Raw genomic sequence first — 15,217 nt, forward strand, 5'->3', positions numbered from 1 at the left:
CAACGATCAATTTCGCTAAAGTTCGGTCAATTTTGATCGGTTCGATAAATGTAGAGTATCGATATGAACAACCAAGAGTTTTTACAACGTTGCCGTGAGGTCGTTGGTGCAGGGAATGTATTAACCGGTGATACCGAAACGGAACATTACCGTACCGGTTTCCGCTCCGGTGAAGGTGATGCCTTAGCGGTATTATTTCCTGAAACACTGAAGCAACAATGGCAGTTATTACAGGCCTGTGTAGCGTCGGATAAAATCATTATTATGCAGGCGGCTAACACCGGCCTGACCGAAGGTTCGACCCCAAGCGGTAACGACTACGATCGCGACGTGGTGATTATTAATACCCGTGAGCTGGATAAACTGATTTTGCTGGACGAAGGCAAGCAGGTCATCAGCTTCCCGGGTTCGTCACTCTTTACTCTGGAAAAAATGCTGGCACCTCTGAAACGTGCACCACACTCGGTGATTGGTTCATCCTGTATTGGTGCTTCGATTGTTGGTGGTGTTGCCAATAACTCCGGTGGTGCGTTAATTAAACGTGGCCCGGCGTATACCGAGCTGTCGCTGTACGCTCAGATTACTGAGAGCGGTGAATTAATTCTGGTTAACCACCTTGGCATAAACCTGGGTAACACGCCGGAAGACATTCTCGACAATCTGGAAAACCAGACCTTTGCCGACAGCGATGTGCTGAAAGGTGATGAAAAAGCCTCGGCCAGCGACTATCCGGAAATTATCCGTGATATTAATGCCAATACCCCGGCTCGTTATAACGCCGATACTTCGCGCTTATACGAATCCAGTGGTTGCGCTGGCAAGCTGGCGGTATTTGCTGTTCGTCTGGATACCTTTGCTGTTGCCGAGCGCGAGCAGACCTTTTATATCGGCACTAATGATGCGGATCAGCTGACCGAGTTGCGTCGTCATATTCTGTCGGAATTTAACAACTTGCCGGAAGTGGCCGAATACATGCACCGTGATATTTACGATATCGCGGAAAAATACGGCAAAGACACCTTTATGGTCATCAACTATTTTGGCACCGATATGCTGCCAAAAATGTTTGCCCTGAAAGGACGGGTTGCCGCGACGCTGAACAAAATCAGCTGGTTACCAAAAGACATCCCCGACCGGGTGATGCAGTTTGCCAGCAAGTTCTGGCCAAATATGTTGCCAAAACGCATGCAGGATTTCCGTAACAAATACGATCATTACCTGATTCTGAAGATGAGTAATGACGGTATTGATGAAGCCAAACAATACCTGACGGATTATTTTGGTCGTGACGATCGGGGTGATTATTTTGAATGCAGTGCCGATGAAGGTAAAAAAGCCTACCTGCATCGCTTTGCTGCCGCCGGTGCTGCCATTCGTTACCAGGCGGTACATCAAAATAAAGTAGAAGATATCCTGGCACTGGATATCGCCTTACCGCGTAATAACCTCAGCTGGGAAGAATTTTTGCCGGAAGAAATCAGCCAGCATATCGAGCACTCGCTCTATTATGGCCACTTTATGTGTTACGTCTTCCATCAGGATTACATCGTGAAAAAAGGCGTCGATCCAAAAGCACTGAAGGCTAAGATGCTGAAGTTGCTGAAAGAGCGCGAAGCCAAATACCCGGCAGAGCATAATGTGGGTCATTTATACGAAGCTGAGCAGGGATTAAAAGACTTCTACCAGCAGCTTGATCCAACCAACAGCTTTAACCCGGGTATTGGTAAAACCGAAAAGCACAAACGTTGTTGCTGCTGATCCAGTAAAACTGACTGGCGAAAAACCACAGCGACAGTCAGTAAAAAACAGAAAAGCAGCGGCGTTAACCCGCTGCTTTTTTTATGCCTGTTTATTTTACTTTCGACTGCTATTTATGGGCCTGCCAGCTATTCGGGTAGCTACAGGCTAATTGAGAAGCTGAGGGCTATTTGGCGAGCTGAGGGCTCAATAACCAGGCGCTGGCAGTGGCGTCAACCTGTGCTTTTAAGCCGCCGGGAATAAACTGGCGTTGCAGATTGTCGCACTGATAAATCGCCTGGTAGTGGCGTAGCACTTCCTGACGATTAATCGAAAACGGCGGACCTTGTAATTGCTGTTCGTCGTATTCGTAACATAACAACAACTGGGGTGCTGCCTTGCTCAGGGTGAGCAACTGATACACATAGTCTCCACGCATCGACTCTGGTAATGCCACCAGTGCCGCCCGATCGTAAATAGCGTCTACCGGGCCAAGCAGTGCCGGGGTCAGATCAAAAATATCACCGACATAAATATCGATATGCTGCGCCCGGTAATGACGAAGTTTGCCCTGTTGACTTACCTCGGGTGTGAGCTTCAGGCGGGCGAACATTTCTTCTACTGCCGCTTCATGTAACTCCGCTCCGGCAACCTGTAATCCCTGGCTCAGCAGCCAGTCAATATCACAGGTTTTGCCACACAACGGGATAAAAATACGTTGGCCTGGTTGCAGCTGTAAGCGTTGGAAATGAGCCAGCAGCTGCTCGTTGGGTTGATTCTCGTGAAAACCAATATCGTTGGTTTGCCAGCGCTCGTGCCAGAATTCGGCCTGCATAATCTGCTCCTCAGGGCTCGTTTTTTGTAGAAAGCAGGCTTACCATACAACTTAAAGTTAACTTTAAGTCAAGCGACTACTATGGCGAGTGATGCTGTGGTAGCGGGCACATAAGGAGTCAACGCGATGGATATTGGTGAAGTGGCACAGCTCAGCGGCTTACCGGCGTCGGCCATCCGTTATTACGAAGCCAAAGGACTGATTGCATCGGTCAGTCGTAAAGGATTACGCCGTCAGTTCAGTGATCTGGTGGTGCAACGACTGGCGCTGATTCAGCTGGGTCGTCAGGCCGGTTTCAGTCTTGATGAACTGAAGCAGATGTTTGATGACAATGAAGGAGCCATCGACCGCCAGTTGCTGCGTGATAAGGCCGATGAGCTGGATGAGCAGATTCGTCAGCTGGTACGTATGCGTGATGGTTTACGCCATGCCGCCGATTGCCCGGCACCGAGTCATTTTGAATGCCCGAAATTTCTGCGCATCCTGCAGTTGGTGGGTAAGCGTCCGCTGCCATCAGCTTGACCCGCCTCAAGCCGGAACGGATTAGCCTGATTTGGCCATTTCCTTTTGTGCCGATTTCGCCAACACTGTTGCCAGACCGCTTGATCGCATAATTACACATTGGCGAAGCCGTTTTACGGCTTCCTGACACCTTATTATTTAAAGATTCTGATTGAGAGAACACCGATGACCAACACTGCATCCAGTCAGCCATTACCTGCACCACAGGCTGGCCTGTACCGCGAACCGGGCAATCATGCCCATTACCTGGAAATGACACTCCGTGACGGCATTGCGGCTGAAGATATCAAACACGCTCTGGCGCTGGCGCTGCTGCAGGATCTCGATACCCATATCGCCCTGGCGTTTGGTAGCCAGGGCTGGGATCGGTTACAACCCGACTGGCGTCCGGCGGATCTGCAGCCGTTTACGACGTTAGCGGCGAAGCATCAGATGCCTGCCACCCAGGCCGATCTGTTGTTTTGGATTCATGGCGAAGACCGTGGCGAAGTGATGGCCGCTGCGATTCATATTGGCCAGAGTATGGCTGCTGTAGCTGATGTTCAGCTCGACATCAGTGGCTTTAAAAATCACGAATCCCGCGACTTAACCGGCTTTGTTGATGGCACGGCCAATCCAAAAGAAGAAAAGCGCATCGATGCGGCACAAATCCCGGCGGGTCAGCCAGGAGCGGGTGGGTCTTATGTTTTCAGTCAGCAATGGCGTCACAATCTGCAGAGTTTCCAGCAGTTAACCACCGAGCAACAGGAAGCGGTGATTGGCCGTACCAAACGCGACAATATTGAGCTCGAAGGTGATGCCATGCCGGTGGATTCTCACGTCAGTCGTACCGATGTCAAAGTGGACGGTGTTGGTATGAAAATTTATCGCCGCAGCACACCGTACTACAGCAGCGCTGAAGATCGTGGCCTGTATTTTATTTCGTTCGCCTGTGAGCTGAAACGGATCAGTATTCAGCTGGAACGTATGGTTGGGGCGAGCGATGATGGCATTGCCGATCAGTTAATGGGGTATTCCCAGCCACTCACCGGTAGCTACTGGTTTATGCCAGCCCAGGCGGATCTGATGCAATTGCTGAAAGAGCAGGGCGCTGGTGTCGCTGAGGCGGACGACTAACGGCTACTGTTGTCAGGTCTGCTGACGGCGTATAACTGACAGCAACAACGTAAGCAGCAACGTAAGCAGCAACAGCTTTGCGATACACATCAGAAGCGCCGGAAGCGGAGGAAGTGATATGTTGGAAATAAATAATACAGGTCTAATTCTGGTGGATGTCCAGGGCAAGCTGGCCGACCAGATGGTGGATGCACCACAATTATTTCAGCGTTTACGTACTTTGATTGCCGGTGCCAATTTATTGCAGCTACCGATTGTCTGGCTTGAGCAACTACCGGAAAAACTGGGTGAAACCCGGGAAGAAATCCGCGATTTATTAACCGGAAAACCGCTGATTAAACAGACCTTTTCCGGTTTGAATAACGCTGAAATCGCCACCTGTATCGAACAACACGGACGCCAGAACTGGCTAATTGCGGGGATTGAAACCCACATCTGTGTTTACCAGACGGCGGCTCAGCTGTTGGAGCAGAATTATCAGGTACACTTGGTCACCGATGCAGTCAGCTCCCGTACCGAAGCGAATAAAAACCTCGCCATTAACAAACTGGAACAACTGGGTGCCCGGTTAACCTCGATTGAAATGGCGTTGTTTGAATTACAGCAAGTGGCCGAGGGCGAACGCTTTAAACAGTTAATTAAATTGATTAAATAAAACGTTTAATCGTCTGTGCCATCGTGTTGCAGAATCTCCATCATCAGCGCTTCACTTTGCTGAATATAATTGTGCCCGAATAACAGCGCATGGTTCAGCAGGTGATACAGCTGATACACCCGTGATCGTTGCTGATAACCTTCGCTCAGCGCGCTCACACTTTGATAACCATCATAAAACTTCTTCGGAAAACGACCGAATAACTCCGTCATCGCCAGATCACTTTCGGCATCACCGTAATAACTGGCCGGATCAAAAATCATCGGATACGACAAATTGCGATCGGGATTAAAACCAATATTGCCCGACCATAAATCACCGTGTAATAACGACGCTTCAGGTTGATGTTCTGCGAGAATTGCACCACACCGAATCAGGCATAAACGGCTGATGTTAAAGCGTGTGCCTTTTGCCGCCAGCTGATCGATTAATGGCTGTAATCGTTGCTGAATAAAAAAGTCGCTCCAGTTATGGTTCCAGCGATTATCCTGGGCCGTTTCACCACAATAAGTTGTGCGGGGGAAGCCATAGCCCTGATCGGAATGATGTTGATGCATCTGTGCCAGCTGCTGACCAGCACTGAACCAATCGCCGTGTACCGCCAGTGGCAGGTGTTGCAGGATGATGTAGCTGAAGTCGTCACATTCACCCACGGCCAGCGGTGCGCAGGTGGCAATGGTCTGGGTCGCCATCAGAGTTTCCAGGCTGGTTTCCTCAGCCTGAAAATGATCGGCGTATTCACTTTGCTGGCATTTAATAAAGAATGCCCCGGCAGCGGTTTGTACGCTGTATTGCATCTGGTCTTTATTGTGATGATGACTGAATCCCTGAATATCGCAGGCATTGGGCAATAATTTTCCTTCGGCAATGGCGTGGTTAAGAATGGTGGCCAGAGCGGCAGGAGAATGTTGCTGATCCAGAGCGGCGGCTGCGTTCATAGTTACCTCACAGGAAACGGAAAATCCGGACGTTTAAAAGCGCGGGCTTTTAAAAGCACGAAGGTTTTCAAGTACTCAGTTTTAAACGTACAAAAGTTTTAAACGTACATCGCTCCATAGTAGAGCAGCCGGGATGGCAAAAGTGAGGGCTGTTTAACAGTTAATGCAGGCAGGCCAGTTTAGTCCGCCAGTGTTTACCAGAAAAAATTGCGTGGTAACACGCGGCAGCGCTTCGTTAACAGGTAACTGCGCTTTGCTAACAGACGGTTACGCGTTCAGGCGCGATGGCTGAATCTAATCAGGAGTTTTTTATAAAAATTTGCCGCCAAAAACTTCGCCGGTATAAAGCTTCGTTGGAATAAAACTTCGCCAGTATCAAACTTCTTCCGGAAAGCCGAATTACAGATTTTGCTGCAACTGCATCCAGTGAGCCAATTGTGGAAAGTGATCATCCACACACTCGGGGGCGGTCAGCATATTGATGTGATCGTAATCCAGCGCATGGCCGGTATCCTGCGACAATAATCGATATTCACTGTGATGTGGCCCCGATTCCGCCCGGAAGCGTCTGACGTCGTAACGATGTCCCAGGCTGTAGTCGCGCTGGCCAGCGTAATACAGGGTATTCGGCAAGCGGGTGTATTCCGCTGCGGCGCCATAATCAAAACCATCATCGGTGTCGATCCAGTCGTCACTCACCACCCAGTCGACACATTGCTGATGGGTTTTACGGGTTTCGTTATCCGAGCCCAGTTTGTATCGGACCGCCGGTAAGTAGCCATTGCGGCGGGTCAGAAATGGCGACAAACGATTCCAGACAATTTCGATGCGGAAATAACGATCCAGGGTATTGGCCCGCACGCTGCGTTTGGAACCAAAATACACCGACGAAATAACCGACGGCACTAACCCCGGCGAACGCAGCAGTGCTGAATTCAGGTAGACGCCACCCCAGGAGTGGGCCACCAGATGCAAACGTGGCTGATCACTATGTTGCAGCACAAATTTGATCAGCGCCGGCAGATCATCACGAATGGTTTCGGTCTGGCCATGTTCGCTGCCTTTGTGAATCTTTGGTGTGCTTGCACCAATGCCACGCAGATCCGCGACATACACGTCGTAACCTTGCTGCGCCAGGTAGCAGCCCAGGCCTTTGCCACTGCGGTGGTAAAAAATCCGGCCGTCCTCAACCATGCCATGGATCATCAGTACCGGAATGCCCTGGTGGCCCGGCTGACTGATATGCATCAGGTGCAATTTATGATCATTGTCGACATCGAGAAAAACGGATTGAAAGCGCACAAAAAGCTACCGGCCTGAAAAACGGGCGTTAAGTGTAGGGATATTGGGGTATTTATCAATGGCCCGAATGGTACATTTGTATGACATTTTGTATGGCTCAATTGGTTACAAAAAGGCTCAAAATAATACATAAAATGGCAAGATATAATTTCCATAATGGAAATAATGTGGCCGTTTTCTATGGCGGGCGAATCAGGACAGATCCGGTGTTTTTTGTGACTTGGCTATCTAGATAAATGGTTTTGGGGTATGTGTTTACTAACTAAATGTTCATGCCTGAGTGTGAATTAAAGCAAACTCCTTACCTTTGATTCAATAATACCGATTGGACTTAAGTCGGATCACTGGGTACAAAACGCAAAAAACATTCTCAACCGTTTGATGACCCAGGAATACCATGAGCTTATCCGATGTTGCCGTGAGTGGCCGCAGTTCATTTCGTCGCAGTCGCGCCTGGCGCTGGCTGGCTGACAGCCTGACCCAGCAGCAACAGTTCAGCGATTACGCCGAACCCCTGATGCAGATGATTACGCCGAACTGGAGTAGCGTTTACAGCCGCGCCCGTATTCTGATGCTGCGTCACGAATCCGATGATGTATTTTCGCTGGTGATTCGTCCGCAAAAAAGCTGGGGGAAACAGCCGTTTGTTGCCGGACAACATCTGGAGTTAATTACCGAGAGAGATGGCGCTCGTCAGCACCGTACCTTCAGTATTTCTTCATCGCCGGAATATTTCCGCAAAACCGGTCTGATTGAACTGACCATCCGGGTGCAGGAGCAGGGTGCTGTCACTCCCTGGTTACGTGAGCATTTTGCCGAAGGCGGTCTGGCGAATATTTCTGCGGCCAAAGGCGACTTTCATTTATCCGCCAGTGATGACGATAAGCCTTTATTGATGATCGCCGGTGGCAGCGGTATTACGCCGTTTCGCTCGATGTTGCAGCAACTGCGCAGCCGTCAGTCTGATCGTACCGTCCACCTGCTGTATTACGCCCGCGATAACGAACAGTTTTTATTCCCGCAGGAATTTCTGCGTTTGCAAAAAGAGCTGGTGGATTTCCGCGTCAGCCTGATGGACAGCTCACAGTTGGGCTTTATCGACAGTAGTCATTTATCGCGTTGCGATTTTGACCTCAGCGATGACGATACCCGGGTGATGATCTGTGGCCCGACCCCCATGATTCAAGCCGCGCGTGAAGTGGTTGCTGCCGCTGGTGCCAGTGAAGATCGGGTGATGTTTGAGTATTTTGGCGCCGCACCGATTGATCAGGTCGAAGGTGCCGAAGGCAGCCAATATATTTCCTGCCAGAGCAGCGGCAAGCAATTTATCAGCGACTCGGAACAACCACAAACCTTGCTGGATCTGGCTGAACAAGCCGGATTAAAACCGGTAAGTGGTTGTCGCATTGGTGTTTGTCATCAATGTATCTGCAAGAAGCAAAGTGGTGTGGTGTACAACACCAAAACCGGACAAACTTCGGATACCGGCCCGGGCGAAATTCAACTGTGTGTGTCGGTCGCTGTGTCAGACGTGGCACTGGATTTATAAGGACGTTCTTAAGGATATTACTATGACAACTTCTCTTTCTTCTGCACGTCCCGATCAGGAAACATTAAACGCTTTTCAGCAGGATCTGGACGCCATTCGTGACGAAGCGCTGGCACGCCGTGGCCAGCAGGATGCAAATTACATCCGTAACATCATCCGCATTCAGCGCGGCTGCGAAATCGCTGGTCGTGTGGTGTTGGTGGCTGGATTTATTCCGCCGTTGTTATCCGTCTGGTGGTTATTTTTGCTGGCAGGCATCGCGTTATTATCGCTGGCAAAAATTCTCGATAATATGGAAATTGGCCACAACGTGATGCATGGCCAATACGACTGGATGAACGATCCTCATATTAATTCGCGCAACTTTAACTGGGACATTGCCGCCGACAGCGATTCCTGGAAGCGTTATCACAACCATGAACATCACACCTACACCAATATCATCGGCAAAGACCGCGACTTTGGTTATGGCCTGCTGCGCCTGAGTGATGACCTGCCGTGGCGCCCGAAAAACCGTTTTCAGTTTATTACCTATGTATTGCTGAGCCTGTTGTTCCAGTGGGGAGTGGCGTACCACGAAGTTGCGGCTGAACGTATTTTTATGGGCAAACGCCGTAAAGACAGCTCATTGCCGATCAGCCGTCAGCAACTGAAAAAAGACTTTTTTGCCAAAATTAATAAACAGGTATTTAAAGACTATATCTTTTACCCGTTACTGGCGCTGCCGGTTGGCTTGCTTGCAGGTGCTGGTTGGGCCATCTTTGGCTGGGTATTACTGGCCAACCTGATTGCCAATCTGATTCGTAATTTATGGACCTCCACCATTATTTTCTGTGGTCACTTTACCGAAGAAGTACACACCTTCGACGAAAAAGAATGTCAGAACGAAACCCGCGGGCAGTGGTACTACCGCCAGATTCTTGGTTCATCCAACCTCGAAGGTAAGCGCTGGTTTCATATTCTTACCGGCCATTTAAGCTGTCAGATTGAACACCACTTATTCCCCGACGTACCGGCACCACATTATGTCTGGATGGCTAAACGCGTAGAAAAAGTGTGTGAGAAATATGGCATTCCTTACAACACCGGCAGCTTTGGCCATCAGTATCTGACTGTGGTGAAACGGGTATGGAAATATTCCTGGCCCGATAAAAAAGGCCATACCCGCGATTCGCTGGCGGCGGGTTAATAACCGACCTGCTTGTATCAATTAATTCAATTATCATTACGGGCGGCCTGCGGGACGCCCGTTTTTTTATCGCTTCGGTTGCTCCACTTCTGTTTTAAATCTATGAATTTAAAAGGATTTTAAAAATTGCACAGTGCTTTGGTGAGTTTTGCGCAGTGATTGTGGCGCGCTGACCCAAAGCGACATATTGCTGTCATCGTCAGTCTGCTAGCTTACTGTCGAAATGGCGGCCTTTCAGTTAACGCTGTCCGGCAGCCAATAATAAAAATACAAAAAGCAATCGAGAGCTCACCATGCAATCTTTAAAATCCCTGGCCCATCCGCTGGCCGGGTTGTTGGCTTTGTCGGTCTCCGCCACCAGTTATTCAATGAGTGATACGCCACCGCCACCTCCGCCGGATAATGGCGCGTTAACTCAACCCGGCCCGGGCCTGGGGAACATCAGTTACAACAGCAACGAATTATTTAAACCGGTGTCCTGGATTAACCGCGATAATGGCGTACCACCAACACGGGCATTTCGTAAAGCCTTTGGTATTAACGTTGGCATTATGATCGACGGTTATTTTTTAGCGCCGTTTGCGCCCGACAGTGGTTTAGGCCCGGGTGGCTTTTTACTGTTTGATGTCTCCGACCCACGCAATATTAAAAACGTAAAACGTATTTATGAGCCGGACGGCCGCACTTCGGAATTCCGCGAAGTTCATGCCGTTGGTATAGCGAAAATGAATAACCGCCGCTACATCAGTATTCATACTACCCAGGGCATTGAGATCTGGGATTTCACCGATCTGAATAATCCGCAACAAACTTCCAAACTGAATCTGCCGGGTGTGAATGCCGGTGACTACACCTCGGTAGCCTGGCAATTATGGTGGCAGGCGCCGTATTTATACGTTGCCGGTTCTAACCAGGGGGTATTTATTGTTGATACTTCAGACCCGGCCAATCCGGTGATTGCCAATCGTGGTAACGGCCGTCCGAACCCGGTGCCTCCAGCGGAACTGGGTGGCACCCGAGTCGGCCCGATTTTTACCATGGGTAACCAGTTACTGGTGACCTCGATGGATCAGCAGGACGGCTGGTCGAGTCTGGATATTTCCGATCCGTTAAACCCGGTATTGCTCGATCGTACTCCGGATCTGGCGCAAACCTATTACGCCACTTGTTTTGACGGCACCAAAGTCCACGCCTCGACCCGTGGTGGTGGCGCCCGTATGGTGAGTTACGATTTATCTGATCCGGCGCGCTTTGTGTTTGAAAATAATCAGGTCGTGTTAGATGAGCAACTCTACTGCGGCGTGCAAGATAATTATGTATTCCAGGGGTTGCAGAACGCGGTTTATAAAGTCGATGTGAGCAACCCGTTCAGTTATCAGAATCTGGGTGGGGGTTCACTGGGTGTTTCCAACCCGGATCACGGTCAGGTCGCACCGTTGGGCAACCTGGTGTTTATTGGTAACGACCACGGTACCGGCTCGGCCTTTATGGTGCATGATGTAAATCCGGATACCAAAGCACCGTGGGTGAAACAGGTCAGCCCACGACCGGATGCAAACAATCAGGCACTCACCAGCCGTATTGGTATCGCCTTTTCCGACACCGTGGATTACGAATCGGTGAACGAAAATACCTTGAAGATCATCGACCTCAGCAGCGGTAGCCAGATTGCCGGTATGTATAGCGCGCAATTGGGCATCGTGAATTTCTCTCCGGCGCAGCCCTTAAAAGCCAATACCCAATATGAAATCCGTGTGCTGGTCGACGGGGTAAAAGACAGCGTTGGTAACGCCACCGATGTCGCTTACAGCAGTCGTTTTACCACCGGCTCAGCGGCGTCGGCGTCGTTAACGTATCACTGGCCACTGGATGTAGACGGTCGCGAATTAAAGTCAGGCAACCAGGGACAAAACCAGGGCGGTACCTTTGCCGAAGGTGGCCTGGTATTTGACAGCAATGGCGATCAGCTGGCGCTGGCGACTGACGTTTCCGGCGTGTTGGGTGGTTCGGCGACGGTGTCGTTTTACCTTAAAACCACACAAACCGGCGCAACAGAAGCATGGTACGCGCCGGGACTGTTTGGCCGTGATGATAACAACGGCACCAACGATGTGTTCTGGGGCTGGCTTGATGATCAGGGTCGCATGCGGGTATCTGCCGCTAACGATGGTGGTATCGCCACTCCGGCCGCTGTTAACGACGGCCAGTGGCATCATTATGTGATGACTCGTAATTCCGCCGATGGCGCTTTAACCATCTGGCAGGATGGCCAGCGTGTTGCAATGGGTTCGGCCCGCAGTGGTGTTTTTGGTGGTGCTTCATACAACGAGTATCAGACGCTGGGCCGTATTCTGCATAAAGGCAAAACGTTGCAGGGGAATCTAGATGATGTGCGGGTGTATAACCGCGTATTAAATAACGCCGAAATTGCTGAATTATTTGCCGCACCAGTGGCCAGCATCAGCGCTGCCACGCAAAACCAGCAACAGTTGGTGGGTGAGGATGGTCAGTTCCGGGTGGATCTGAAAAATGCCCGTTATCAGGGGGGCGCTGCACAGGTCAGCTGGAACTTTGGTGATGGCACCGTCAGCGACTTTTCAACCCAAACCAGCCACAGCCACACACTCACTCATAGATACAGCCAGCCTGGCCATTACCGCGTGATTGTCACCATTCGAACCGACGCTGGAGAACAAACGCTGAGCTTCGAACACACCGTCAGCTATCCGCTTACCCGAACCGCTCCAGCAGCGTCCGGGCCTATCGTTGCCGATGCCAATCAGGTTTATAACGTTAACCCGGATAACGGCACGGTCACGGCGATTAATCGCAGTACGATGAACAAAGCCTGGGAAGTTGCGGTGGGCAAAGATCCAAAAACCCTGGCGGTTGGTCCGGATGGTCTGATCTGGGTGGCAGTGCAGGCCGACGACTTGTTAATCGCAGTGAACCGCAGCGGTAATATCACTAAACGAATTGAATTGGCTTATGGTTCTGGTCCGTATGGCATTACCTTTACCCCGGACGGTTTAAAAGGACTGGTGACCTTGCAGAACGCCGGTGAGTTACTGGTGTTTGATCCGGCGAACGGCAATGAATTAAATCGCCTCGCAGTGAATATTGAGCCGCGCGCTATCGCCGTCGATAGCGACAGCGGCCTGGCTTACATCAGCCAGTTCCGTACTTCTATGTCGTTAGAGAATGGCGACACCAACACAACCGATGGCGCTGAAATCACGTTGGTTGATTTGCTAACCATGACCATCGACCAGCGTATTCGTCTGGCTAACGACACCACCACGGTGGATGCCGAAGACCGCGCTCGTGGTGTGCCGAATTACCTCAATCAGATTGTCATCAGCCCGGACGGTCGTCGCGCCTGGTTGCCAACCACCAAGGTTAATATTAATCGTGGTGTGGCACGGGATGGCAAAGCCCTGACCCATGAAACCAGTGTACGTACCGTGGTGAATCAGATTGATCTGATCAGCAAACAGGAACGTTTTGACGATCAGATTGATTTTAACGATCGGGATTCTGCCCACGCCATGGCGTTTTCTCCAGCGGGTGATTATGCCTTTGTGGCGTTGCAGGGTTCCAACAATGTGGAAATTGTTGATGCTTATTCCGGTGCCGTTCGTGGTGCACTGGATAATTCCGGTTTAGCGCCACAGGGCGTGTATATCGACGAATTAAATCAGCGCGCTTATGTGTACAACTTCACCAGTCGCAGCGTCAGTATTTTTGATATTAAAGATACGCTGGCCAGTGTCAGTTTTGCGCCGGAAAAAATACGCACGGTGAACGTTGTGGCGAATGAAACACTCGAAGCCAACGTCCTTCGTGGTAAGCAGATTTTCTATAACGCCCGCGATACACGAATGAGCCGCGATGGTTATATGGCCTGTGCCAGCTGCCACCTGGAAGGTCTGGATGACGGCATGGTGTGGGACTTTACCGATCGTGGTGAAGGCCTGCGTAATACCATCAGCCTCAAAGGCCGGATGGGTGATAAACACGGCAATGTGCACTGGACCGCCAACTTCGACGAAATTCACGATTTCGAAAACGATATCCGTTTTGGCTTTGGTGGCACCGGCTTTATGGCCAACGCCGATTTTGAAGCGACTAAAAATCCATTAGGTGCGCCGAAAAAAGGAAAAAGCGCCGACCTTGATGCACTGGTGGCGTATGTCTCATCATTGGAAGATTACGAACGCAGCCCGTTTAAAACCGCCAATGGTAAATTAACCGCCGCTGCCCAGGCCGGTGAAACTCTGTTTAACAGCACGGGTTGTGCTGGTTGTCACTCCGGTGAGGTAAACGGCATTAATACCAAGCGTGATGGTGTGCGCCATGATGTGGGCACTATTCAGGCAAACTCCGGTCAGGGCATCGGCCAGCCATTGGCCGGTGTGGGTTTTGATACACCTACCTTATACGGCGTGTGGCGTACGGCGCCGTATTTCCACAATGGTCAACAGCCAACGCTGGAAGGGGTTGTGGCGTCTGGCCACGGTGGTGCATCGGCGTTAAATGCACAGCAGCAATCTCAGCTGGTGGCGTACGTAAAATCCCTTGATGGTGAAGATAAACGCTATTTCCGCGTGAAAATGCGCGACTGGGATGAGTGCCTGGTGGCGGAAGGTTCCGGTCCGGATGCCAATATTGGTCGTTATAACTGCGGCAGTTGGAATGACCAGTGGTGGTACGCTGATATCAGCGGTCGTCTGCACAGCAAGCGTGACGAAAGTTATTGCGCCAAAGGCCAGGCTCGTGACGGTGGCTGGTTATCCGTGTGGAAGTGTAATAACAACAGCGACCAGCAATGGGATATTAACAACTTCCATTTCCGTCTGAAGCAAAACACCAACTTTGTGATGGACGCGCACCAGAGCCAGAAACGTCAGGTGACCATGTACTCCAATAATGGTCAGAATAATCAGTTCTGGTTGAAAAACTTCAGCGATTTTAATCACCTGAAAAATGCCAACGGCTTATGCCTGACGGCAACGGCGGTCAGTCGCGAAGCCAATGTGGTACTGGAAAATTGCCGCAACAGCGATTTGCAACAATGGTGGCGTGATGGTGAAGGGCGTTATCACTTATTACGTGATCCGAACTTCTGTCTCGACTACAAAGGCGAAACCAATAACAACGGTGCGCTGGTGGTGTGGGAATGTAATAACGACTGGAACCAGTACTTCGTGCTGGAAGGACAAACCATTCGTACCCGTCGCGATAATAACTTCGCTGTGGATGCCTTTGGCTCAACGCCGGGCAGCAACGTTGGCATCTGGAGCGTTAACGGTGGGGCTAATCAGAGCTGGACGGCTGAATAACCAAAACTGAATAGCAGAAGTTAAAAAACCGC

The 15,217-nt window shown here is 50.5% G+C and carries 10 protein-coding genes; 7 read left to right on the plus strand and 3 right to left on the minus strand.

The features are described 5' to 3' along the window. Positions 1–63: 63 nt before the first annotated feature. The gene (gene dld / locus ACOQOZ_RS21215; protein ID WP_420590149.1) at positions 64–1,758 is read left to right on the plus strand and encodes a D-lactate dehydrogenase; all 1,695 of its coding nucleotides are present in this window, start codon (positions 64–66) and stop codon (positions 1,756–1,758) included. A 166-nt stretch (positions 1,759–1,924) separates the two neighbouring features. Here the strand turns inward: dld and tmpT are convergent, their stop codons facing one another. Then, entirely contained in the window at positions 1,925–2,572 is a 648-nt protein-coding gene (gene tmpT / locus ACOQOZ_RS21220; RefSeq protein ID WP_420590150.1) for a thiopurine S-methyltransferase, read from the minus strand. A 126-nt stretch (positions 2,573–2,698) separates the two neighbouring features. Here tmpT and ACOQOZ_RS21225 point away from each other — a divergent pair, with 126 nt between their 5' ends. The 3 genes from ACOQOZ_RS21225 (at position 2,699) to ACOQOZ_RS21235 (ending at position 4,865) form a co-directional block, all read left to right on the plus strand. Next, positions 2,699–3,094, plus strand: coding sequence for a helix-turn-helix domain-containing protein (locus ACOQOZ_RS21225; protein ID WP_420590151.1), 396 nt, complete (start codon positions 2,699–2,701; stop codon positions 3,092–3,094). Positions 3,095–3,259: 165 nt separating this feature from the next. Continuing rightward, the gene (locus ACOQOZ_RS21230) at positions 3,260–4,210 is read left to right on the plus strand and encodes a Dyp-type peroxidase (RefSeq protein WP_420590152.1); all 951 of its coding nucleotides are present in this window, start codon (positions 3,260–3,262) and stop codon (positions 4,208–4,210) included. Positions 4,211–4,328: 118 nt separating this feature from the next. Beyond that, on the plus strand, positions 4,329–4,865 hold the full coding sequence (locus tag ACOQOZ_RS21235; protein WP_420590153.1) for an isochorismatase family protein: 537 nt from the start codon (positions 4,329–4,331) through the stop codon (positions 4,863–4,865). Positions 4,866–4,870: 5 nt separating this feature from the next. Here ACOQOZ_RS21235 and ACOQOZ_RS21240 read toward each other — a convergent pair whose 3' ends face one another. Further along, complete coding sequence (locus ACOQOZ_RS21240; RefSeq protein WP_420590154.1) at positions 4,871–5,803, minus strand: fructosamine kinase family protein; 933 nt, start codon at positions 5,801–5,803, stop codon at positions 4,871–4,873. Positions 5,804–6,202: 399 nt separating this feature from the next. Further along, on the minus strand, positions 6,203–7,105 hold the full coding sequence (locus ACOQOZ_RS21245) for an alpha/beta fold hydrolase (RefSeq protein ID WP_420590155.1): 903 nt from the start codon (positions 7,103–7,105) through the stop codon (positions 6,203–6,205). Positions 7,106–7,502: 397 nt separating this feature from the next. Between ACOQOZ_RS21245 and ACOQOZ_RS21250 the strand changes: the two genes are divergently transcribed. The 3 genes from ACOQOZ_RS21250 (at position 7,503) to ACOQOZ_RS21260 (ending at position 15,185) form a co-directional block, all read left to right on the plus strand. Beyond that, on the plus strand, positions 7,503–8,654 hold the full coding sequence (locus ACOQOZ_RS21250) for a flavin reductase family protein (RefSeq protein WP_420590156.1): 1,152 nt from the start codon (positions 7,503–7,505) through the stop codon (positions 8,652–8,654). Positions 8,655–8,676: 22 nt separating this feature from the next. Next, positions 8,677–9,843 carry a fatty acid desaturase family protein gene (locus ACOQOZ_RS21255; protein WP_420590157.1) on the plus strand — a complete coding sequence of 389 codons (1,167 nt, stop codon included), beginning with the start codon at positions 8,677–8,679 and terminating at the stop codon, positions 9,841–9,843. 293 nt (positions 9,844–10,136) lie between these two features. Further along, positions 10,137–15,185, plus strand: a complete 5,049-nt coding sequence (locus ACOQOZ_RS21260) for a ricin-type beta-trefoil lectin domain protein (RefSeq protein ID WP_420590158.1) — start codon at positions 10,137–10,139, stop codon at positions 15,183–15,185. Positions 15,186–15,217: the final 32 nt, after the last annotated feature.

The organism is Bacterioplanoides sp. (assembly GCF_965219715.1).
Taxonomy (GTDB): Bacteria; Pseudomonadota; Gammaproteobacteria; order Pseudomonadales; family Oceanobacteraceae; genus Bacterioplanoides.

Coding starts and splice junctions, on each gene's coding strand:
- ACOQOZ_RS21250 (WP_420590156.1), top strand. CDS start 7,503: ATGAGCTTATCCGATGTTGCCGTGAGTGGCCGCAGTTCATTTCGTCGC.
- ACOQOZ_RS21225 (WP_420590151.1), top strand. CDS start 2,699: ATGGATATTGGTGAAGTGGCACAGCTCAGCGGCTTACCGGCGTCGGCC.
- ACOQOZ_RS21230 (WP_420590152.1), top strand. CDS start 3,260: ATGACCAACACTGCATCCAGTCAGCCATTACCTGCACCACAGGCTGGC.
- dld (WP_420590149.1), top strand. CDS start 64: ATGAACAACCAAGAGTTTTTACAACGTTGCCGTGAGGTCGTTGGTGCA.
- ACOQOZ_RS21255 (WP_420590157.1), top strand. CDS start 8,677: ATGACAACTTCTCTTTCTTCTGCACGTCCCGATCAGGAAACATTAAAC.
- tmpT (WP_420590150.1), bottom strand. CDS start 2,572: ATGCAGGCCGAATTCTGGCACGAGCGCTGGCAAACCAACGATATTGGT.
- ACOQOZ_RS21240 (WP_420590154.1), bottom strand. CDS start 5,803: ATGAACGCAGCCGCCGCTCTGGATCAGCAACATTCTCCTGCCGCTCTG.
- ACOQOZ_RS21260 (WP_420590158.1), top strand. CDS start 10,137: ATGCAATCTTTAAAATCCCTGGCCCATCCGCTGGCCGGGTTGTTGGCT.
- ACOQOZ_RS21235 (WP_420590153.1), top strand. CDS start 4,329: ATGTTGGAAATAAATAATACAGGTCTAATTCTGGTGGATGTCCAGGGC.